General features: G+C 64.8%; 19 protein-coding genes and 1 tRNA gene. 13 read left to right on the forward strand and 7 right to left on the reverse strand.

The features are described 5' to 3' along the window. Positions 1-3 precede the first annotated feature (3 nt). Positions 4-591: an NUDIX hydrolase gene (locus tag KHN96_RS08300; RefSeq protein WP_045786951.1), complete on the reverse strand. Its 588-nt coding sequence runs from the start codon at positions 589-591 to the stop codon at positions 4-6. Between the two features lie 180 nt (positions 592-771). Further along, positions 772-848 (reverse strand) — tRNA-Met (locus KHN96_RS08305). Positions 849-1,076: 228 nt separating this feature from the next. On the opposite strand from KHN96_RS08305, the gene KHN96_RS08310 reads away from it, so the two are divergent. Then, positions 1,077-2,114: a quinone-dependent dihydroorotate dehydrogenase gene (locus KHN96_RS08310; RefSeq protein WP_062738533.1), complete on the forward strand. Its 1,038-nt coding sequence runs from the start codon at positions 1,077-1,079 to the stop codon at positions 2,112-2,114. 6 nt (positions 2,115-2,120) lie between these two features. Here the strand turns inward: KHN96_RS08310 and KHN96_RS08315 are convergent, their stop codons facing one another. After that, positions 2,121-2,312, reverse strand: coding sequence for a hypothetical protein (locus KHN96_RS08315; RefSeq protein ID WP_045786950.1), 192 nt, complete (start codon positions 2,310-2,312; stop codon positions 2,121-2,123). 423 nt (positions 2,313-2,735) lie between these two features. Here KHN96_RS08315 and KHN96_RS08320 point away from each other — a divergent pair, with 423 nt between their 5' ends. Then, positions 2,736-4,637, forward strand: coding sequence for a potassium transporter Kup (locus KHN96_RS08320; protein ID WP_045787869.1), 1,902 nt, complete (start codon positions 2,736-2,738; stop codon positions 4,635-4,637). A 76-nt stretch (positions 4,638-4,713) separates the two neighbouring features. Here KHN96_RS08320 and KHN96_RS08325 read toward each other — a convergent pair whose 3' ends face one another. Both KHN96_RS08325 and KHN96_RS08330 read right to left on the reverse strand, forming a co-directional pair. Beyond that, positions 4,714-5,154, reverse strand: coding sequence for a hypothetical protein (locus tag KHN96_RS08325; RefSeq protein ID WP_062738497.1), 441 nt, complete (start codon positions 5,152-5,154; stop codon positions 4,714-4,716). A gap of 190 nt (positions 5,155-5,344) precedes the next feature. Further along, positions 5,345-7,678, reverse strand: a complete 2,334-nt coding sequence (locus KHN96_RS08330; RefSeq protein WP_045786948.1) for a Tex family protein — start codon at positions 7,676-7,678, stop codon at positions 5,345-5,347. Positions 7,679-7,788: 110 nt separating this feature from the next. Between KHN96_RS08330 and KHN96_RS08335 the strand changes: the two genes are divergently transcribed. The 3 genes from KHN96_RS08335 (at position 7,789) to yoaA (ending at position 10,977) form a co-directional block, all read left to right on the forward strand. Beyond that, a complete protein-coding gene (locus KHN96_RS08335; protein ID WP_045786947.1) occupies positions 7,789-8,553 on the forward strand; it encodes a hypothetical protein in 765 nt (254 codons plus the stop codon). Between the two features lie 33 nt (positions 8,554-8,586). Next, on the forward strand, positions 8,587-8,790 hold the full coding sequence (locus tag KHN96_RS08340) for a DUF465 domain-containing protein (RefSeq protein ID WP_045786946.1): 204 nt from the start codon (positions 8,587-8,589) through the stop codon (positions 8,788-8,790). A 72-nt stretch (positions 8,791-8,862) separates the two neighbouring features. Then, positions 8,863-10,977 (forward strand): DNA repair helicase YoaA, encoded by a 2,115-nt coding sequence (gene yoaA / locus KHN96_RS08345; RefSeq protein WP_180964234.1) that lies wholly within the window; start codon positions 8,863-8,865, stop codon positions 10,975-10,977. Positions 10,978-11,037: 60 nt separating this feature from the next. Here yoaA and KHN96_RS08350 read toward each other — a convergent pair whose 3' ends face one another. Continuing rightward, positions 11,038-11,892, reverse strand: coding sequence for an outer membrane protein assembly factor BamD (locus KHN96_RS08350; RefSeq protein ID WP_045786944.1), 855 nt, complete (start codon positions 11,890-11,892; stop codon positions 11,038-11,040). A gap of 15 nt (positions 11,893-11,907) precedes the next feature. Here KHN96_RS08350 and KHN96_RS08355 point away from each other — a divergent pair, with 15 nt between their 5' ends. Further along, a complete protein-coding gene (locus KHN96_RS08355; RefSeq protein ID WP_062738499.1) occupies positions 11,908-13,020 on the forward strand; it encodes an RluA family pseudouridine synthase in 1,113 nt (370 codons plus the stop codon). Further along, positions 13,004-13,813: a peptidoglycan editing factor PgeF gene (gene pgeF / locus KHN96_RS08360; RefSeq protein WP_062738500.1), complete on the forward strand. Its 810-nt coding sequence runs from the start codon at positions 13,004-13,006 to the stop codon at positions 13,811-13,813. Before KHN96_RS08355 ends, pgeF begins: the two co-directional genes overlap by 17 nt. A gap of 4 nt (positions 13,814-13,817) precedes the next feature. Here pgeF and KHN96_RS08365 read toward each other — a convergent pair whose 3' ends face one another. Further along, on the reverse strand, positions 13,818-14,042 hold the full coding sequence (locus KHN96_RS08365; RefSeq protein ID WP_062738501.1) for a hypothetical protein: 225 nt from the start codon (positions 14,040-14,042) through the stop codon (positions 13,818-13,820). Positions 14,043-14,313: 271 nt separating this feature from the next. Here KHN96_RS08365 and phaC point away from each other — a divergent pair, with 271 nt between their 5' ends. The 6 genes from phaC (at position 14,314) to rimO (ending at position 21,777) form a co-directional block, all read left to right on the forward strand. Next, entirely contained in the window at positions 14,314-16,107 is a 1,794-nt protein-coding gene (phaC, locus tag KHN96_RS08370) for a class I poly(R)-hydroxyalkanoic acid synthase (protein ID WP_062738502.1), read from the forward strand. 88 nt (positions 16,108-16,195) lie between these two features. Next, the gene (locus KHN96_RS08375) at positions 16,196-17,377 is read left to right on the forward strand and encodes an acetyl-CoA C-acetyltransferase (protein ID WP_062738503.1); all 1,182 of its coding nucleotides are present in this window, start codon (positions 16,196-16,198) and stop codon (positions 17,375-17,377) included. A 121-nt stretch (positions 17,378-17,498) separates the two neighbouring features. Further along, positions 17,499-18,239 carry a 3-ketoacyl-ACP reductase gene (locus tag KHN96_RS08380; protein ID WP_045786938.1) on the forward strand — a complete coding sequence of 247 codons (741 nt, stop codon included), beginning with the start codon at positions 17,499-17,501 and terminating at the stop codon, positions 18,237-18,239. Positions 18,240-18,623: 384 nt separating this feature from the next. Further along, complete coding sequence (gene phaR, locus KHN96_RS08385; RefSeq protein WP_045786937.1) at positions 18,624-19,178, forward strand: polyhydroxyalkanoate synthesis repressor PhaR; 555 nt, start codon at positions 18,624-18,626, stop codon at positions 19,176-19,178. 194 nt (positions 19,179-19,372) lie between these two features. Further along, a complete protein-coding gene (locus KHN96_RS08390) occupies positions 19,373-20,353 on the forward strand; it encodes a tRNA dihydrouridine synthase (protein WP_062738504.1) in 981 nt (326 codons plus the stop codon). Positions 20,354-20,415: 62 nt separating this feature from the next. Further along, positions 20,416-21,777 carry a 30S ribosomal protein S12 methylthiotransferase RimO gene (rimO, locus tag KHN96_RS08395; protein WP_045786935.1) on the forward strand — a complete coding sequence of 454 codons (1,362 nt, stop codon included), beginning with the start codon at positions 20,416-20,418 and terminating at the stop codon, positions 21,775-21,777. Positions 21,778-21,790: the final 13 nt, after the last annotated feature.

Consider the following 21,790-nt stretch of genomic DNA (forward strand, 5'->3'; position numbering starts at 1 on the left):
GGGTTACGGCGTGGTGGCGGGCGTATCGATGGCCGCCGAGCGCATCGGCTTGTAGATGTCCAGCGTGTGCAGCCGGAAGCTGCTGTCCGACAGTTTGCCCGCCGCGCGGTCCGCAAAGAAGCAGCGCAGGGTGTGGATGACCGTGGGGAAGGCGAGGTCATCCCACGGGATATCGGCCTCGTTGAACAGCGCGACCTCGAGACTTTCTTCGCCGGGTGCGAAATCGAGGTCGTTCAGGCTGGCCAGATAGAAGAGATGCACCTGATGCACGTGCGGCACATTGAGCACCGAGTACAGCTCGCCGATTTCAACGCGGGCGCCGGCTTCCTCAAGCGTTTCGCGCGACGCGGCCTGCGCCGTGGTTTCGCCGATTTCCATGAAGCCCGCGGGCAGGGTCCAGAAGCCGTAGCGCGGCTCGATCGCGCGCTTGCACAGCAGGACCTGATCTTTCCAAACGGGCACGGTGCCGACCACGTTGCGCGGATTCACGTAGTGAATCGTATTGCAATGGTCGCAAACGTCGCGCAGCCGGTTGTCGCCGGCAGGAATGCGCGATACGACTGGCTGGCCGCAGTTGGAACAGAATTTCATGGGGAATCGTTGCGGGTGGAATGCCTCAGTGTATCACCGAGGCAGTAGCCGTCCCGTGGGGCGGGAGCCGGAGTATCCAGTGCGGTGCGCGACGAGCGGCGCGCAGAAAGCAAAAAGCCCGCTTGGTTGCGGGCTTTGCTGCATCGGCTCAGGTCTTGGAGCGAGCCGTTCGACTTTGGCTGGTTGCGGGGGCAGGATTTGAACCTGCGACCTTCGGGTTATGAGCCCGACGAGCTGCCAGACTGCTCCACCCCGCGTCCGTCGAAAACAAGACTATATCGGAATCCGTGCGGCGATGCAACACCTTTTTGGAGAACATGCTTCTTGATGGTGCGTGGGGGTCCTTGCGATTCACCAGCCAAGCGTTGTGTCGACTGGCTTTTGGACACTTTCAGCCTGGCAATGTTCGAATGCGGCGCTCACGATGCATGGCAATGGGCGCGCCGTTTACAATGCCGCCTTCCGCGTTCTCCTGGATTCCGATCGTGCTCAACGCCTTGTTGTATCCGCTTGCCCGCCCGCTGCTGTTTTCGATGGACCCCGAAGACGCGCACCACTTCACACTGAATCAACTCAAGCGCGCGCAGGCCATGGGGCTGTCGAGTTGCATTGCGGCGCGTGTGGCGCCGCAGCCGCGCACGGTGATGGGCGTAACGTTTCCGAATCCGGTCGGGCTGGCCGCTGGCCTGGACAAGGACGGCGCGTACATCGATGCGCTGGGGGCACTCGGTTTCGGCTTCATTGAAGTGGGCACGGTCACTCCGCGCGCGCAGCCGGGCAACCCGCGCCCGCGCATGTTCCGTCTGCCCGCTGCAAACGCGCTGATCAACCGCATGGGTTTCAACAACGGCGGCGTCGACGCGTTCATCAACAACGTGAAAGCCTCGAAGTGGCGCGAAGCAGGCGGCGTGCTGGGTCTGAACATCGGCAAGAACGCCGATACGCCGATCGAGCGTGCCGTCGACGATTATCTTTACTGCCTCGAGCGGGTCTATCCGCATGCGAGCTACGTCACGGTGAATATCTCGTCGCCGAACACCAAGAACCTGCGCCAGCTCCAGGGTGCAAGCGAGCTCGACAGCCTGCTGGGAACCTTGCGCGATGCGCAGCAGCGCCTGGCCGATCAACATAAGCGCTACGTGCCGGTGGCCTTGAAGATCGCGCCGGACCTGGATGACGATCAGATTGCCAACATTGCCGATGCGCTGCTGCGTCACAAGATGGACGGCGTGATCGCCACCAACACGACGATTCGCCGCGAGGCTGTCGCGGGCCTGGCCCATGCGGAAGAGGCGGGTGGCCTGTCGGGGCAGCCGGTGCGCGAAGCGTCGACGCGGGTCATTCGGGCGTTGCGCGGTCTGCTGGGCGAGTCCGTGCCCATCATCGGCGTCGGTGGCATCCTGGCGGGCGAACATGCGCGCGAGAAGATCGACGCCGGTGCGCAGCTCGTGCAGGTCTATACGGGATTGATCTATCGCGGCCCCGCGCTGGTGGCCGAATGTGCCAGGGCGCTGGCGCGTTGAGGCCGGCTAGCGCCGGACCGCAAGGATGACCAACGCGCTGGCGGCGACGATCGCCGCGGCGAGGTCATACGGGCCGGCATAATCGGCCCACACGGCCGGGTCGAGATGCTCCGCAAAGGCGGGTTGCACCCACGGCAGGATCACGCGGGGAATGGCGAACAACAGCGCGGCGACAGCCAGCAGGACAACCCAGGCCATGCGGGATGTACGTGTGAGCCGGACGAGCCGGACGCAAGGGGTGGGCAAGGTGGTCTCCTTGCGGGAGCCGGCGGGTGGTCCCGTCGACAGAAGTTTGCAATCGAGGTGCGTCCGTCATTCTCCTACAGATTGATGTCGGGTGCCGTCCTACATTCGGCTAGGTGCAGCACAGCAGGGGCCCATCGCGGAACCGGCACCCGGCGGCTTCCAGCCGGCAGCGGCATCAGACGACGCGCAGGCCGCTTGATTTGCGCAAACGCGGTGGAACGGGGGTGAAGCCGTGTCGGCAGCTCATCACCGTGATGCGGCGTGGCAACGGATGCCATTCAAGGGGTTGGCGCGGAAAAGGTGGGGAGTACAATCCGCCCTCATTGTGCATTGCACGATTTTGAGCGGCCGGCGGATCGGCCGATTTTTCAGTTCATGAGTCAAGCTCTCACAGCAACAGGGTCTGCGCAGGCCAACCTGAACCTGCGTGCCATGGTGGTCGGCGCCGTCGGCGTGGTATTCGGCGATATCGGCACCAGCCCGCTGTATTCGCTCAAGGAAGCCTTCAACCCGGAGCACGGTATCCCATTCTCCAGCCCGGCGGTGCTCGGCATCATCTCGATGCTGTTCTGGGCGATGGTGATCGTTGTGTCACTCAAATACGTGCTGTTCGTCATGCGCGCCGACAACAACGGCGAAGGGGGCATTCTCGCGCTGATGGCGCTGTCGCTGCGCACGGCCAGCGCAGACTCCAGGCGCATGTCGCTGCTGATGATGCTTGGCGTGTTCGGGGCCTGTATGTTCTACGGCGATGCCGTCATCACGCCGGCCATCTCGGTGCTGTCCGCCATGGAAGGCCTGGAGATTGCCGCCCCGGCGCTGTCGCCGTTTGTGCTGCCGATTACGCTGGTGATCCTGACGGTGCTGTTCCTGATCCAGCGCAGCGGCACGTCGGTGGTGGGCAAGCTGTTCGGTCCGGTGATGCTGCTGTGGTTTGCCGCGCTGGCGGCGCTGGGCCTGATGAACCTGGTGAAGGCGCCGCAGATCCTCGTGGCCGTCAATCCGATGTACGCGATCTCGTTCCTGCATGACCACGCGCTGCAGGCGTTCATCGTGCTGGGTTCCGTGTTCCTCGTGCTGACCGGTGCGGAAGCGCTGTATGCCGACATGGGGCACTTCGGTGCGCGCCCGATCCGCTGGGCGTGGTTCTTCATCGTGGCGCCGAGCCTGCTGCTGAATTACTTCGGCCAGGGCGCCATGATGCTGACCGACCCGAGCACCATCGAAAACCCGTTCTACCGCTCCATGCCGGAAGCGCTGCAGCTTCCCATGGTGGTGCTGGCCGCGGCCGCGACCGTGATCGCCTCGCAGGCGGTCATTTCGGGCGCCTTTTCGCTGACGAGCCAGGCCATTGCGCTGGGCTTCGTGCCGCGCATGCGCATCCGCTACACGTCTGAGGCCGAGATCGGGCAGATCTACGTGCCGGTGGTCAACTGGATGCTGTTGATCCTGGTGGTGGCCGTGGTGCTCGCGTTCAAGAAGTCCGACAACCTTGCTGCCGCCTACGGCATTGCGGTGACGACGACGATGGTCATCACCACGTTGCTGGCCGCGGTGGTGATGCGTTCGGTATGGCGCTGGAACACCGTGCTGGTGACGCTGGTCTGCCTGGGCTTCCTGGTGGTGGACCTCGCGTTCTTCGCGGCCAATCTGCTGAAGATCCGCGATGGCGGCTGGTTCCCGCTGATGCTCGGCGGCTTCGTGTTCTTCCTGCTGATGACCTGGTACAAGGGCAAGAAGCTGCTGCGCGCGCGCAGTCTTGAAGACGGCATTCCGCTGGAGCCCTTCCTCGCGGGCCTGCTCGCGCATCCGCCGCATCGCGTGGAAGGCACGGCCGTGTTCCTGACCGGCAATACCGACTTCGTGCCAGTGTCGCTGCTGCACAACCTGAAGCACAACCGCGTGCTGCACGAGCGCGTGATCTTCATCAGCTTCGTCACGCGCGACATTCCGTACGTGGACGACAAGCAGCGCGTGGTGGTGCGCGACCTCGGCAGCGGCCTCTATGTCGTGAAGGCGGAATATGGCTTCAAGGAAACCCCCGACGTCTATCGCGTACTGGAACTGGGCCAGCCGCAGATCGGCACGCGGTGCGAACTGATGGACACGTCGTTCTTCATCGCACGCGAATCGGTGGTGCCGTCCAAGCTGCCGGGTATGTCGATGTGGCGCGAGCGCCTGTTTGCCTGGATGCACCAGAACGGCGCCAAGCCTTCTGACTTCTTCCACATTCCGGCGAACCGCGTGGTGGAGCTCGGGACGAAGGTGGAAATCTGACGCGGCCTGCGCTCGTAAAAAAAACGGCCCGTGCGTGACAGACGCACGGGCCGTTTGCTTGTGAGGCGGGCCTTAATTACATCTTTGCGGCTGCGTGGTTGCGCTCGCGCACTTCATCGTTGCGGGCGCGCACGTCGTGGTTGCGGTCCTTCACGTCGTGGCGCAGGTCTTTGCGATCGTGACGCAGGTCGCGGCGCTCGGCATTGATCTGGTGCTGGTCTTGCGCGCGCTGCTTGTTCCAGTATTCGGCCCCCTTGACGTTGCCATTTGCCAGGTCGCGGTCCTCGCGCCGCTGCGCAGCATTGCGCTCGGCGCGCTCGTCTGCCAGGGCCGCCTTGTCCTTGGCGATGTCGGCGCGGTCGCGGCGGATATCGCGGTTGTCATGCCGGATGTCACGGTTGTCCTGGCGAATCTGCTGGTTGTCTTGCTGCACTTGCTGGACCGGCGTGGTTTGCGCGAAGGCAGCGGTGCCAGCGACGGCAAGCAGGGCGGCGATCAGGGTGTGGCTTGTCTTCATGGTGTTCTCCTCGTGGTTGCCAGGCGGTGGTTGCCTGTGCTTTCTTAACGGCCCGAAAAGACCTGTCGACGACGCCCGAGTGTGAGGAAAGTCCCACGGGCGTAAGGAGCTGTAACACCTTGCCGAAGCACAAAAAAAACCCGCCGGCTCGAGGCTCCGGCGGGTTCTGGGCAGCGCAGCGGTATGCGTGTCAGCGCTTGAGCTTCGCGAAGGCTGCGGCCATGGCGCCGGCCACTTCGGGCTCGCGGCGCTGCTGGCTGCCATGGCGGTTGCCGCCGCCGCTTGGCCGGTCGCCACCGCCAGTGCGCGCGGGCGCCTGGCCGGGCTCGTCCGACAGCCGCATCGTCAGGCCGATGCGGTTGCGCTTCACATCCACCTCCATCACCTTGACCTTGACGATCTGGCCCGGCTTGACGACCTCGTGCGGGTCGCGCACGAACTTGGTGGACAGCGCCGACACGTGCACCAGCCCATCCTGATGCACGCCGATGTCGACAAACGCGCCAAAGGCGGCCACGTTGGTCACCACGCCTTCGAGCACCATGCCCGGCTGCAGGTCCTTGATGTCTTCCACGCCGTCCTGGAACGTGGCGGTCTTGAACTCGGGGCGCGGGTCGCGGCCGGGCTTTTCGAGTTCGGACAAGATGTCGACCACTGTCGGGAGGCCGAACTTCTCGTCGGTGAACTCGTGGGCCGACAGGCCGCGCAGCGCCTCGCGGTTGCCGAGCACATCCCCGATGCCCTTCTTGATGCGGTCGAGAATGCGCTGCACGACCGGATACGCTTCCGGGTGCACGGAGGAGCGGTCGAGCGGGTTGTCGCCGTCATTGATGCGCAGGAAGCCGGCCGCCTGCTCGAACGTCTTGTCGCCCAGGCGCGGCACCTTCTTGAGCGCCTCGCGGTTGGCAAAGGCGCCGTTGGCGTCGCGGTACTCGACGATGTTCTTGGCGAGAATCGAATTCAGCCCCGAGACCCGCGCCAGCAGTGGCACCGACGCCGTGTTCACATCGACGCCCACGGCGTTCACGCAATCCTCGACCACGGCATCCAGCGCACGGGCCAGCTCGCGCTGGTTCACGTCGTGCTGGTATTGGCCCACGCCGATCGACTTGGGGTCGATCTTCACGAGCTCGGCCAGCGGATCCTGCAGGCGGCGCGCGATCGACACCGCACCGCGCAGCGACACGTCCAGGTCCGGGAACTCCTTGGCGGCGAGTTCCGATGCCGAATATACCGATGCGCCGGCCTCGCTGACCACGACCTTGGTCAGCTTCAGCTCGGGCGCGCTGCGCATCAGGTCCTGCACGAGCTTGTCGGTCTCGCGGCTGGCGGTGCCGTTGCCGATGGACACCAGCGACACACCGTGCTGCTTGGCCAGGCGCGCGAGGGTAGCGAGCGAGCCGTTCCAGTCGCGGCGCGGTTCGTGCGGGTAGATCGTGGCGGTTTCCAGCAGCTTGCCGGTGTGGTCGACGACGGCCACCTTGCAGCCCGTGCGGATGCCCGGGTCGATGCCCATCACCGACTTCGGGCCCGCCGGCGCGGCCAGCAGCAGGTCATGCAGATTGCGGCCGAAGATCTTGATGGCTTCGGCCTCAGCCGATTCGCGCAACTGCGTGAGCAGTTCGGTCTCGATATGCGGCTGCACCTTGACGCGCCAGCACCAGCGGCAGACATCGGAGAGCCACTTGTCGGCCGGGCGGCCCTTGTTCTCGATGCCGACATGGCGCGCAATCATGGTTTCGCACGGATGCGGACTCAGGGCATCCTGCTCTTCGCCCAGGCCCAGCTTGACGAACAGCACCCCCGCATTGCGCCCGCGGAACAGCGCCAGCGCGCGGTGCGACGGCACGTTGCGGATCGGCTCGCTGTAGGCGTAGTAGTCGCGGAATTTCTCTTCTTCGGCGCTTTCCTTGCCTTCCACCACCGTCGACGAGACCAGGCCGTGGTTCCACAGGTGCTCGCGCAGCTTGCCGAGCAGCTCGGCCGTTTCGCCAAACTGTTCGGACAGGATGTCGCGCGCGCCGTCCAGCGCCGCCTTGACGTCGGGTACGCCGCCCTCGGCGGTCGGCTTGCCGTTGACGAACTTGGCGGCCTCGGCCTGCGGGTCGAGCATCGGGTCGGCCAGCAGCGCCTGCGCCAGCGGCTCCAGACCGCATTCGCGCGCGATCTGGGCGCGCGTGCGGCGCTTCGGCTTGTACGGCAGGTAGAGGTCTTCCAGCACCTGCTTCGTTTCGGCCGCTTCAATGGCCGCGCGCAGGGTGTCGGTCAGCTTGCCTTGCTCTTCAATGGAAGCCAGGATCGCCGCGCGGCGGTCTTCCAGCTCGCGCAGATACAGCAGGCGCTCTTCCAGGTTGCGCAGCTGCGTGTCGTCCAGGTTGCCCGTCACTTCCTTGCGGTAGCGTGCGATGAACGGCACGGTGGCGCCTTCGTCCAGCAGTTGCACGGCGGCCGCGACCTGCTGCGGCCTCACCGCCAGTTCAACGGCAATGCGGGAAACGATCTTCTGCAACACGGAATCAGTCATTGCTTCCAGAGAGTGCGATGGAAAGCCGCGCATTTTGCCACAACGTCAAGCGTGTCCCTGAGCGCAAATCCCCGTCTGCGCGGCGTTTGCGGCACAGGGGCGGTGATAAAATGCGCGCTATGCCTACGCCCCTGTTTTCCGCCCGCTGCCGCGCCGGTGCGCGCCACGTATCCCGTCTGGTCCTGCCGGCCGCCGCGCTGTTTGGCGCCCTTTGCGCCGCGCCTGCGTGGAGCCAGTCCCCGTTGCCCGCTACGCCGGCAACGGCAGTCTCCAGCACGCCGCCCGACTTTGGCGCCGAGCACGACCGTATCAGCAGCGCCAAATCGTGGGCCGAATACCGGTACGCCGAGGCGGAACGCGCATGCTACGACAAGTTCTTTGTCACGCACTGCATCAACAAGGCCAAGGATGTGCGCCGCACGGAACTGCACGCCATCCGTGAGCGCGAACTGGCCCTGGACGAAGCCGAACGTGCCGACCGCGCCGCGCGGCGTGATCAGGACCGCGCCATCCGCCAGGCGCAGTACAACGCCGAGCGCCCCCAGCGCGAAGCCGCTGAGCAGAAGAACCGCACCGATTTCGAGAACAAGCAGGAACAGCAGCGCCTGAACGAAGCGCAGCGCCAGGCCGAGGTGCCGCAGCGCGCCGCCAACGCGCAGGCCTTCGCCAAGAAGCAATCCGACTACGACGCCAAGTTGAAGGCCGCGCAGGAGCAGGGCGCCGCCAACGCCGCCAAGCGCGCAGAGAACGTGAAGCAGTTCCAGGAAAAGCAGCGCGAAGCCGCCCAGCGTCAGAAAGAACTGGACGAGCGTCGCGAGCAGACCAAGCGCCGCAACGAGCAAAACCAGAACAACACGAGTCCGCTGGGGTTCTAAACTCGAGGCAGGATCGGTTTCCGGAGGAGTGCGATGGACAGCGATCTGAACACGATTTCGCGTCGGATCATCGAGTTGCAGATCGAGCACCGCGATCTCGATTTCCTGATCGACCGCCTTGCGGGCGAAGCGAACCACGATGAGCTGCAGTTGCGCCGTCTCAAGAAGCGCCGCCTGAAACTCAAGGACACCATCACCCTGCTACAGTTGCAGCTTGAGCCGGACGTACCGGCCTGAGGCTGACCCACCCCGACGCTGAGAGGCCGCCGTCACGTGCGGCCTCGGTCATTTCATCCCCAAGGTTTTCCGTTGACTTCGCTTTCTCCGCTCGCCGAGCCGTCGGCCGAATCCGACGCTGGTGAGGCCGCAACGCCCAAGCCTACGCCCGACGCGCACCACGCCGAACTGGCAACGCTGTTTGCCGACGACGGCACGCTGGCCAAGGGCATCGAGTCGTATCGGCCGCGCACGTCGCAGCTCAAAATGGCGCAGGCCGTGGCCAATGCCATCGAAGCCGCGGATTCGGTCATCGTCGAGGCCGGCACCGGCACCGGCAAGACCTACGCGTACCTCGTTCCGGCGATGCTGTGGGGCGGCAAGGTGATTCTTTCCACCGGGACGAAGAACCTGCAGGACCAGCTCTTCCTGCGTGATATCCCGACGGTGCGCAAGGCGTTGAATGCGCCGGTGTCGGTAGCGTTGCTCAAGGGGCGTGCCAACTATGTCTGCCATTACCACCTGGAGCGCACGTCGCAGAACGGGCGTCTGTCGTCACGGCAGGACGCCGCGTGGCTGCGGCAGATCAACCTTTTCCTGAAGACCACCAAGACCGGCGACAAGGCCGAGCTTGCCAGCGTGCCCGAAAACGCGCCGGTGTGGAACCTCGTCACGTCCACGCGCGACAACTGCCTCGGCTCGGATTGCGCATATTACAAGGACTGCTTCGTCATGCGCGCCCGCAAGGAGGCGCAGCAGGCCGACGTGGTGGTCGTCAATCACCACCTGTTCTTTGCCGACGTGATGCTGAAGGACACCGGCATGGCGGAGCTGCTGCCGGCGGCCAACACGATCATCTTCGACGAAGCGCACCAGCTGCCCGAGACGGCCACGCTGTTCTTCGGCGACACGATTTCCACCAACCAGATCCTGGAGTTGGCGCGTGACAGCGTGGCCGAGGGCCTGTCGCATGCGCGCGATGCGGTCGACTGGGTCGCGATCGCCGCGCCGCTGGAGCGCGCCGCGCGCGATCTGCGCCTGGTGTTCCGCCAGGACGGCGCGCGCCTGTCGATGAAGCAGATCGACAGCGATGCGGCCATCGCCAAGCCGTTCTACGAGGTGCTGCCCAAACTCGAGCAGGCGCTGTCCGATTTCACCGGGGCACTGGAGGCCCAGGCCGAGCGCGCCGAGACCATCGAGCAATGCCATCGCCGCGCCGTGGCGCTGTGCGAAAAGCTGGAAGCGTGGGTGGACCCCAAGCCGCCGCAGGCGCCGAAGGGTGAGGGCGAGGAAGCCGAAGCCGCACCGCCCGCCGACGAGCGCGTGCGCTGGGTGGAGGTGTTCGCCAACTCCGTGCAGTTGCACCTGACGCCGCTGTCGATCGCGCCGATCTTTTCGCGCCAGCGCGCCGGCCAGCCGCGCGCGTGGATATTCACCTCGGCCACGCTCTCGGTGCGGGGCAACTTCACGCATTACGCCGCGCAGTTGGGCCTCGACCGCAATCGCTCGTTGACGCTCGACAGCCCCTTCGACTATGCATCGCAGGGCTTGCTGTACGTCCCGCGCGACCTGCCGCAGCCGAGCGATCCGCGCTTTACCGATGCGGTGCTGGACGCCGCCTTGCCGATGATCGAGGCGGCGGGCGGCAAGACCTTCCTGCTGTGCACGACGCTGCGCGCTGTCAATCGCGCCGCTGAACGGTTGGCCGACGAGTTCGCGCAGCGTGGCTGGGATTTTCCGTTGCTGGTGCAGGGCCAGGCCAGTCGGACCGAACTGCTCGACCGTTTCCGCGCGCTGGGCAACGCCGTGCTCATCGGCAGCCAGAGTTTCTGGGAAGGGGTGGACGTGCGCGGCGAGGCGTTGTCGCTCGTCGTGATCGACAAGCTGCCGTTTGCGCCGCCCGACGATCCCGTCCTCAGCGCGCGCATGGAAGCGCTTGAAAAGAAAGGCCTGAGCCCGTTTGCCGTGCACCAGTTGCCGCACGCTGTCATCACGCTCAAGCAGGGGGCGGGGCGGTTGATCCGCTCGGAAACTGATCGCGGTGTGTTGATGATCTGCGATCCGCGCCTGGTGGAAAAGTCCTACGGCCGCCAGATCTGGCAGAGCCTTCCGCCGTTCAAGCGCACGCGCGAAGCCGAGACGGCAGCAGGGTTCCTTCGGTCGCTGCGCCCGGATGTGTCATCTGAAGCGGCCGCAGGCGAGGCGTGATCCACAAACAAGAAGCCCGGCCAACCGACCGGGCTTTTTGCTGTGCTGTTTACGCCTTGCTTACCACCATTGATACCAGGGCTTGTCCTTCTTGCGCTGGCCGTACAGCAGGAACTCGCTCTTCGGGTAGTTCTGCTTGATGATGCGCTCGGTGTCGTCGCGCATGTCTTTCATGCCGAGGGCCTCGTACGACTTCATCATGATGTACAGCGCTTCTTCCACGGCAGGCGCACGATCGTAATCCTTGATGGCTTCCTGCGCGCGGTTCACCGCTGCCAGATAGGCGCCGCGGCGATAGTAGTAGCGTGCCGCGCCCACTTCATGCTCGGCCATCGCATTGACGATGTACTGCATGCGCAGCGTTGCATCGGGCGTGTACTTGCTGTTCGGGAAGCGCGTGACCAGCGTCTTGAACGCGTCGTAGGCGGCGCGCGCGGCCTTGGGGTCGCGCTCGCTCAGATCCTGGTTCGAGAAGCGGCCGAGCCAGCCGAGGTTGTCGTTGAAGTTGATCAGGCCCTTGAGGTAATAGGCGTAATCGACGCTGGGGTGGTTCGGGTGAAGCTGGATGAAGCGATCGACTGCGGCCAGCGCGGCGGCCGTTTCGCCGTCCTTGTAGTTGGCGTAGGCGGTTTCGATCTGCGCTTGCTGGGCGTACGGGCCGAATGGATAGCGGCTTTCGAGCTTCTCGTAGTACTTGACGGCCTTGGCATAGTCGCCGCCGTCGAGCGAGTCCTTCGCTTCCGAATATAATTTGTTGGCTGACCAGCCGGCCGTTTCGTCTTGCTGTTCCGGCAGGATGCCGCAGGCCGAGAGGGCCAGGCATGCGCCTGCCACCAACGCTGCTCCGATTTGAGCGCGGATTTGTACGCCAACACGTACACCAAAACGCGCCTGCTTTACGCTCGTGACCGACATGGGCACCTTTTCTGAATGAAAAATCGCATCAAGCATTATAGCCCAAGCCCTGTGTCGGACGACGCAGCGGCTGACGTTTCCCTCACCGTCCAGGAAACCGACGACACCCTCGACGACGAGGCCCTCGACCTGTCTGCCGAAGGTGCAGCGCCGGCGGCCGAGCCGATCATCGTAGAGATCCCGGAAGCCATGCACGGCGAGCGTCTGGACAAGGCGCTGGCCAAGCTGCTGCCCGACTATTCGCGCAGCCGCCTACAGCAGTGGATCGACGCCGGAGCGGTTCGCGTGCGCGGTGAGGCCGTGCGCCCGCGTGCCGCCGTATCGGGTGGCGACCGCATCGAGGTGGTGCCGCAACGCGCGGCCGATGAGAACGCGTTTGTTGCCGAGCCGGTCGAGCTCGATGTCGTTTACGAAGACGACACGCTGCTTGTCATCAACAAGCCGGCCGGCCTGGTCGTGCACCCCGCCGCGGGCAATTGGAGCGGCACCGTCCTCAATGGCTTGCTGCACCGGTATCCGGAGGCGGCAGCGCTGCCGCGCGCCGGCATCGTGCATCGGCTCGACAAGGAAACTTCGGGGCTGATGGTGGTCGCAAAGACGCTGCCGGCGCAAACCGACCTCGTGCGCCAACTGCAGGCGCGCACCGTCAAGCGGACCTATCTGGCGCTGGTCTGGGGCGAAACGCCCGAGGAAGCCACGATCGATGCCCCGATTGGCCGCGACCCGCGCGATCGCACACGCATGGCCATCATCGAAACGGCCAGCGGCAAGCCGGCACGCACGCATTTCAAGACGCTCGACGTGGTGGATCTGGGACGCGCGCAGGTGTCGCTCGTGCGTTGCCAACTGGAAACCGGCCGCACCCACCAGATTCGCGTGCACTTTGAATCCGAAGGCCATCCGCTGCTGGGCGACCCGGTCTACACGCGCAACTTCCGCCGCGGCCGGCCGCAGACCATCAAGGCCCCGTTGCCCGTGCCGTTCGCGCGGCAGGCGCTTCATGCTGTTCGCCTGGGGCTCGTGCACCCGGCGTCCGGCAAGTCCATGCATTGGGAAGCCGGCGTGCCGGATGACTTTGCTGAACTGATGGAAGCCCTGGACCTGGATCCCGATGTCGATTTCACCTGATTGGATCGTTCCTGCATGGCCGGCGCATCCGCGCGTCAAGGCGCTGGCCACCACGCGCGTGGGCGGCGTCAGCACGGGCGCCTACGGGCTGGCAGGCGGCTTGCCGGGCGGGCTGAACCTTGGCCAGCACGTTGGCGACATGCCGGAGGCGGTCGAGCAGAACCGCCGCATCCTGCGCGCTGCGCTGCCCGCCGAGCCGGTCTGGATGGAACAGGTGCACGGCACAGGTGTTGCCGACCTCGACCAGCTTGTCGGCGCACCGGCGCCGGTCGTGGCGGATGCCGCGGTGGCCTCGTCGCGCGATCGCGTCTGCGTGGTGATGACGGCAGACTGCCTGCCGGTGTTGTTGAGCGATGCGCGCGGCGTGACTGTGGGGGCGGCGCATGCCGGTTGGCGAGGGCTGTGTGGCGGCGTGATCGAGCGCACGGTCGACGCGATGATGCAGCGCCTGCGCGCAAGCGGCCAGGAGGCCGATCCGACCTGGCTGGCGTGGCTGGGCCCGGCCATCGGCCCGGCATGCTTCGAGGTCGGAGCGGAGGTGCGTCAGGCTTTCATGGACGCCGCACAGCCGGCCGAGCGGGGTGCCACGGAGGCGGCTTTCGTGCCGGGCGCGTCTGATGGGAAATTCCTGGGCGACCTGTATGCCCTGGCCCGGCTGCGGCTGGCGCGCGTGGGCTGCACGGAGGTGTACGGCGGTGGGCTGTGCACGATGACGGACGTGCAGCGTTTCTATTCCTATCGGCGGGAGCGCACGACCGGCCGCATGGCCACGCTGATCTGGCGCGCCGAGTGACGCTTCACGCAGCGCCGTCGCCGGAGGCTGCGGCGGCGTCCGCCTTCTCCTGGGTCGCCTCCTGCGTGCGGCGCCGGCGCTTGCGTGCGGGCGAGCCCACAATCCACAGAAACAGCGCCAGCGGGGCGACGCCGTACAGGAAAAACGTACCGGCACCGGCAATCCAAGATTGCTCAGTCAACGACATCATGAGCACGACGTAAAGCCACCCGATGGCAACGATATACATGCGGAATGGGATGTCTGGCGTTGGCGTAATGGGGCAGTCTCGCACGAAAATGTTGCCGACTGGTACATAGCCCGGAGTCCAGCTTGACCATTCGGTCGAACCGTTTTTGGGCGGATCCGGTAAAACCCGCGCCAGGCGTGCATTTCCGGGTCATGGTGAGTTAAGTCCGATTGACAGGCTTGAAACGGCAAGGCAACAATGCCCCGCAATACTACGAATTGCGCCATTTCGCTCAAACGAGGCGGCGCATATCGTACGGATCGAGGGCACTATGGCATCGCGTCAATCGGCATCTTCCAAAGCATCTAGCGCCCCCACGCAAGCCCCTTGGCAGGGCTTGTCGGACCCAGCGCAGTGGGCTGAGCAGTTCAAGCAATGGCAAACGCTTATGGGCGGCTACGCCCAACCCGGTGCCGCAGCGCCGGGCCTTGGGCAGTTCAATGGCGCGGCGACCGGCGAGGGCGCAGTCCCGTTTGCGCTGATCCCGCCCGAGCGGCTCGCTGAAATCCAGCAGAAGTATCTGGAAGAATGGCTGCAGATCTGGCGCCATATGAGCACGGGCGAAAGCGCCGAAGCCGTGGCCCCCGCCGATCGCCGCTTTGCCGACGAGGCATGGCGCAAGAGCCCGCTTTACGGTTATGCCGCAGCCTTCTACGTCCTCAACGCGCGCACGCTGATGGAAATGGCCGACGCCGTCCAGGCCGATGCCAAGACCCGCGAGCGTGTGCGCTTTGCCGTCTCGCAATGGACGGCCGCCATGTCGCCGTCGAACTTCCTGGCGACCAACCCGGAAGCGCAGAAGCAGTTGATCGAGTCGCGCGGCGAATCCCTGCGCACCGGTATTCTCAACATGCTGCAGGACATGGAGCGCGGCAAGATCTCGCAGACCGACGAAAGCGCCTTCGAGATCGGCCGCAACGTTGCCAATAGCGAGGGCGCGGTCGTCTTCGAGAACGAGTACTTTCAGCTCATCCAGTACAAGCCGCTGACCGCCAAGGTTTACACGCGCCCGCTGCTGCTGGTGCCGCCTTGCATCAACAAGTACTACATCCTCGATCTGCAGCCGGCCAACTCGCTCGTGCGCTATGCGGTGGAGCAGGGCAACACCGTGTTCCTGGTGTCGTGGCGCAATCCGGATGCCAGCATGGCGTCTCGCACGTGGGACGACTACATCGAGGGCGGCGCGATCGAGGCCATTCGCGTCGTGCGCGAGATTGCTGGGCAGGACCAGATCAACGTGCTTGGCTTCTGCGTCGGCGGCACGATTCTGTCGACTGCGCTGGCGGTGCTCGCTGCGCGCGGCGAACATCCGGCCGCGAGCCTGACACTGCTGACGACGCTGCTCGACTTTACCGATACGGGCATCCTCGACGTCTTCGTCGACCAAGCCCAGGTCGAGATGCGTGAGCAGACCATCGGCGCCAACGCGCCCACCGGCCCGGGCTTGCTGCGCGGCGTGGAGTTGGCCAACACGTTTTCGTTCCTGCGGCCGAACGACCTGGTCTGGAACTACGTCGTTGAAAACTATCTGAAGGGCAAGACGCCCGCGCCGTTCGACCTGCTGTACTGGAACGGCGATTCGACCAACCTGCCGGGGCCGTGGTACTGCTGGTATCTGCGGCACACGTACCTGCAGAACGACTTGAAGGAGCCGGGCAAGCTGACGGTTGCCGGCACACCCGTGGATCTGGGCAAGATCGATGCGCCGGTCTATATCTACGGCTCGCGCGAAGACCATATCGTCCCGTGGAAATCCGCCTACGCCTCGGTGCCGCTGCTCAAGGGCAAGCGCCGGTTCGTCCTCGGGGCCTCGGGGCATATCGCCGGCGTGATCAACCCGCCGGCGGCCAACAAGCGCTCGCACTGGATCAACGCCAAGCTGCCTGACTCCGCCGACGCATGGTTTGACGGTGCCACGGAGCACCCTGGCAGCTGGTGGCCGGACTGGTCTGCGTGGCTGGCTTCTCACGCCGGTGCGCAGAAGGCCGCTCCGAAGCGCTACGGCACTGCGGACTATCCGGAGATCGAGCCCGCCCCCGGCCGCTACGTGAAGCAGAAGGCGTAAGCGCACCCCCAACTCCGGCGCACGATGCCGGCCTGCGAGGCCGTGCGCGGCGCCCTCTCAACCCCCTTTGACTGTGGAAGGAAGACAAATGACCGATGTTGTGATCGTATCGGCGGTCCGTACCGCCGTGGGCAAGTTTGGTGGCTCGCTGGCAAAGATTCCTGCGCCCGAACTGGGTGCGGCGGTCATCCGCGAGGCTCTTTCGCGCGCCAAGGTAGCGCCGGAACAGGTGAGCGAAGTCATCATGGGGCAGGTGCTGACCGCCGGTTCGGGACAGAACCCGGCACGCCAGGCCGTCATCAAGGCCGGGTTGCCGAACATGGTCCCAGGCATGACCATCAACAAGGTGTGCGGCTCGGGCCTGAAGGCCGTGATGCTCGCCGCCAACGCCATCATGGCGGGCGACGCGGACATCGTCGTGGCAGGCGGCCAGGAGAACATGTCGGCCGCGCCCCACGTGCTGCCGGGCTCGCGCGATGGCTTCCGCATGGGCGACGCAAAGCTGATCGACTCGATGATCGTCGACGGCCTGTGGGATGTGTACAACCAGTACCACATGGGCATCACCGCCGAGAACGTCGCCAAGGAATACGGCATCACGCGCGAGGCGCAGGACGAGTTTGCCGTCGGGTCGCAGAACAAGGCCGAAGCCGCCCAGAAGGCCGGGCGCTTCAATGACGAGATCGTCCCGATCATGATTCCGCAGCGCAAGGGTGACCCGATCGCGTTCGCACAGGACGAGTTCATCCGCCACGGCGCAACGCTCGAGTCGATGGCCGGTCTCAAGCCCGCGTTCGACAAGGCGGGCACCGTCACGGCGGCCAACGCCTCGGGCCTGAACGACGGTGCGGCCGCGGTGGTGGTGATGTCGGCCGCCAAGGCCCAGGAACTGGGCCTCACGCCGCTGGCCACGATCCGCGCTTATGCCAGCGCGGGCCTCGATCCAAAGGTGATGGGCATGGGGCCTGTGCCTGCCTCGAAACGCTGCCTGTCGCGTGCGGGCTGGTCGGTGGACGACCTCGACCTGATGGAGATCAACGAGGCGTTTGCTGCGCAGGCGCTCGCTGTGCACCAGCAAATGGGTTGGGACACGTCTAAGGTGAACGTCAACGGCGGTGCGATCGCCATCGGCCACCCGATCGGTGCTTCCGGTTGCCGCATTCTGGTCACGCTGCTGCACGAAATGCAGAAGCGCGATGCGAAGAAGGGTCTGGCGTCGTTGTGCATCGGCGGCGGCATGGGCGTGGCGCTGGCCGTCGAGCGTCCGTAATTTTTTGCAGACCGGACCGGTGTGGCGTTGAACAAAAAGCGCGCACGCCGATCGGAGAGAACCGAGCACCACCGCCCGGCAGGACGCTGGGCGGCTCTAACAACAAGGACTAGGAGTGGACATGACCAAACGCATCGCATACGTCACCGGTGGCATGGGTGGTATCGGAACGGCGATCTGCCAGCGCTTGGCGCGCGATGGCTTCACCGTCATTGCCGGTTGCGGCCCGAACTCGCCGCGCAAGGCCAAGTGGCTCGAGCAGCAGAAGGCGCTCGGCTTTGATTTCATTCCGTCCGAGGGCAACGTCGGCGACTGGGAATCGACCAAGGCCGCATTCGACAAGGTCAAGGCAGAAGTGGGTGAGGTGGATGTTCTCATCAACAACGCCGGCATCACGCGCGACGTGGTGTTCCGCAAGATGACGCGTGCCGATTGGGACGCCGTGATCGACACCAACCTGACTTCGCTGTTCAACGTGACCAAGCAGGTCATCGATGGCATGGCGGACCGAGGCTGGGGCCGCATCATCAACATTTCGTCGGTGAACGGGCAGAAGGGGCAGTTCGGCCAGACCAACTACTCGACGGCCAAGGCCGGCCTGCACGGCTTCACGATGGCCCTCGCGCAGGAAGTCGCCACCAAGGGCGTGACGGTCAACACCGTGTCGCCGGGCTACATTGCCACGGACATGGTCAAAGCGATTCGTCAGGATGTGCTCGACAAGATCGTCGGCACGATTCCGGTCAAGCGACTCGGCGAGCCCGCGGAAATCGCTTCGATCTGCGCCTGGCTTGCCTCCGACGAGTCCGGTTTCGCCACGGGCGCGGACTTTTCCCTCAACGGCGGCCTGCACATGGGCTGACGCTCTCACGCCCATGCTACACAATTGCTGCAGCATGGGCGCAGCATTCTTTCCCCCGGTTTGCCCCACGGTGTTGCGATGCTCGATTGCACTGCAGCAGGCTTGCGGCGCGTGATCCAGCCCACATCATGGTGCCGCTACGGCACCAAAATGCTGCGGGTTTCTACCGGGGGAGGTCGCCTTTTCTTTGCACGGCGATCCGCATAGAATCCAGTCACGGAGGCGCTTCGCGGGGAGACACCGGAGCGTCCGATCATAACCGGATGCATCTGCGTTGCCGCATTCGCACGCAGATCGGCACAGCAGCGCAACCGCGATTTTGCTGTGCCGATTTCGCACTGCATCGGCTGCACCGCAGCAGCATCGCCAACACGGAAAGGCACGATGGCCACCAGTAAGAAGGGCACCGAACGGCTGATCAAGAAATATCCCAACCGCCGGCTCTACGACACCCAGACCAGCACGTACATCACGCTGGCAGACGTCAAGCAGCTCGTGATGGACACCGAGGAGTTTCGCGTCGTGGATGCGAAATCCGGTGAAGACCTGACGCGCAGCATCCTACTGCAGATCATTCTGGAAGAGGAAACCGGCGGCGTGCCGATGTTCTCCGGCTCGATGCTTGCGCAGATCATTCGTTTTTACGGCCACGCCATGCAGGGCATGATGGGCACGTACCTGGAGAAGAACATCCAGGCCTTCATCGACATCCAGAACAAGCTGGCCGAGAACTCGAAGGACCTGTACAGCGGCAACACGTTCAACCCCGATATGTGGTCGCAGTTCATGAACATGCAGGGGCCGATGATGCAGGGCATGATGAGCAACTACATCGAGCAGAGCAAGAACCTGTTCGTGCAGATGCAGGAGCAGATGCAGAGCCAGGCCAAGAACATGTTCGGCACGTTCCCGTTCAACCAGCCGCCCGAAAAGAAGTAATCCTTCGGCCTGGAGAACAGGGCGAATCGCATGGCGGTTCGCCTTTTTGCTTTGGGGGCGGCAAATCGGGCAGCAGGGTAAAATGCGGCATTTCCGGCAAGGCGCGGCTTTGCCGGAGGATCACACCCCTCAGATTGCCCCCAAATGTTCGATGTCAGCCCCCGGCCTGCAGGCCGGTTGATCGCCTTTTTCACATGAGCCGCCTCTTGCTTGCCCCGATGGAAGGGGTTGCGGATTTCGTCATGCGCGACGTGCTGACACAGGCGGGAGGCTATGACGGCTGCGTCTCGGAATTCGTTCGCGTGACGGGTTCAGTGCTTCCGTTGCGCACCTACGAGCGCGAAACTCCTGAGATTGCCAACGGCGGCTACACCGCCAGCGGTACGCCGATGGTGATCCAGCTCCTCGGCAGCGATCCGGAATGGATGGCGCGCAACGCAGCCTATGCGGCGACGCTGTCACCGCATGGCATCGACCTGAACTTCGGGTGCCCCGCCAAGGTGGTGAACCGGCACGGCGGCGGTGCCATGCTGCTCGACACGCCGGAAGTCCTGCACGCCATCGTGCGGGCGGTGCGCGGTGCGGTGCCGCCGCACATTGCAGTGACGGCCAAGATGCGGTTGGGCGTTTCGGACACTTCGCGTGCGATTGACTGCGCGACGGCGCTGGCCGAAGGCGGCGCGGTGTCGCTGGTGGTGCATGCCCGCACGCGCGATCATGGCTATCGCCCGCCGGCACATTGGGACTGGATTGCGCGCATTGCGGGCGCAGTCAGCATCCCCGTCACGGCCAATGGCGAGGTCTGGACCGTGGCCGATTGGGAGCGCTGCCGCGCCGTCAGCGGCTGTGACGACGTGATGATCGGCCGTGGCGCCGTGTCCGACCCGTTCCTGGCCCAGCGCATTCGCGGCCAGATGGCGCGTGAGCCGTCCGCCGCCGAATGGCCGATCGTACTCGGCTACCTTGCCGACTATCTCAAGAAGTTGCACGCCCGCATCTCCGCCAAGCACGAGCACGGCCGCGTCAAGCTGTGGCTCGGCTACCTGAAGCGGACATGGCCCCAGGCCGCGGAACTGCACGACGCGATCCGCCGCCTGCACGACGCGCTGGAAATCGAGCGTGTGATCGAACAGGCCCGGCTCGCGCTGGGCCGCCCCGGCGCAGTGAACGGTTAAAATACGCCACCGCGCGGCGCGCCATGCGCTGCGCCATCCTCTCCCCACTTCAGGTTGTTCCCATGTCCGACGTCAGTACCCAGAGCCCGAAGGTGGGCTTCGTTTCGCTCGGTTGTCCCAAGGCCCTGGTCGATTCCGAGCAGATCATCACCCAGCTCCGTGCGGAGGGGTACGAGATCTCCGGCACGTATGGCGGGGCAGACCTGGTGGTGGTCAATACGTGCGGCTTCATCGACGAGGCCGTGCAGGAAAGCCTCGATGCGATCGGCGAGGCGCTGGCCGAGAACGGCAAGGTGATCGTCACCGGCTGCCTCGGCGCCAAGAAGGATGCCGCCGGCCAGGACATCATCACGAGCGTGCACCCGAAGGTACTGGCCGTCACCGGCCCCCATGCGCTCGGCGAAGTCATGGAAGCAGTGCACACGCACCTGCCCAAGCCGCATGATCCGTTCATTGACCTGGTGCCGCCGCAGGGCATCAAGCTCACGCCGAAGCATTACGCGTATCTGAAGATCTCCGAGGGCTGCAACCACCGCTGCAGCTTTTGCATCATCCCGTCGATGCGGGGCGACCTGGTTTCGCGTCCGGTGGCCGAAGTGATGCTGGAGGCGGAAAACCTGCTGAAAGCCGGTGTGAAAGAGCTGCTCGTGATCTCGCAGGACACCAGCGCCTATGGCGTCGACGTCAAGTTCCGCACGGGCTTCTGGAACGGCCGGCCGCTGAAGACGCGCATGACCGAGCTGGTGGCCGCGCTGGGCGAACTGGCCTCGCAATACGGCGCCTGGGTGCGCCTGCATTACGTCTATCCGTACCCGAGCGTGGACGAAGTGATGCCGCTCATGGCCGAGGGCAAGGTGCTGCCGTACCTGGACGTGCCGCTGCAGCACGCCCACCCGGATGTGCTCAAGCGCATGAAGCGCCCGGCCAATGCCGAGAAAACGCTGGACCGCATCCGCGCCTGGCGCGAGGTGTGCCCCGAGCTGACCATCCGCAGCACCTTCATTGCCGGTTTCCCAGGCGAGACGGAAGAGGAATTCCAGACACTGCTCGACTTTATCGCCGAGGCCGAGCTGGACCGCGTGGGCTGCTTCGCGTATTCGCCGGTCGAAGGCGCCACCGCCAACGATCTGCCCGGTGCACTGCCCGACGAGGTGCGCGAAGAGCGCCGCGCGCGCTTCATGGAAGTGGCCGAGCGCGTGTCGGCGCGCCGCCTGCAGCGCAAGGTCGGCAAGACGCTGCGCGTGCTGGTGGACGAGGTCAACCAGGATGGCGGGATCGGTCGTTCGTCGGCGGATGCGCCCGAAATCGACGGCCTGGTCTATGTCGCGCCGCCGTCCAAGTCGTACAAGCGCTACAAGGCCGGCGATTTCGTGTCGGTCAAGATCACCGGTGCCGATGGGCACGACCTGTGGGGCGAGGTCTGAGCCACTTAGGTAG

It is taken from the genome of Ralstonia mannitolilytica, assembly GCF_905397375.1.
GTDB lineage: Bacteria > Pseudomonadota > Gammaproteobacteria > Burkholderiales > Burkholderiaceae > Ralstonia > Ralstonia mannitolilytica.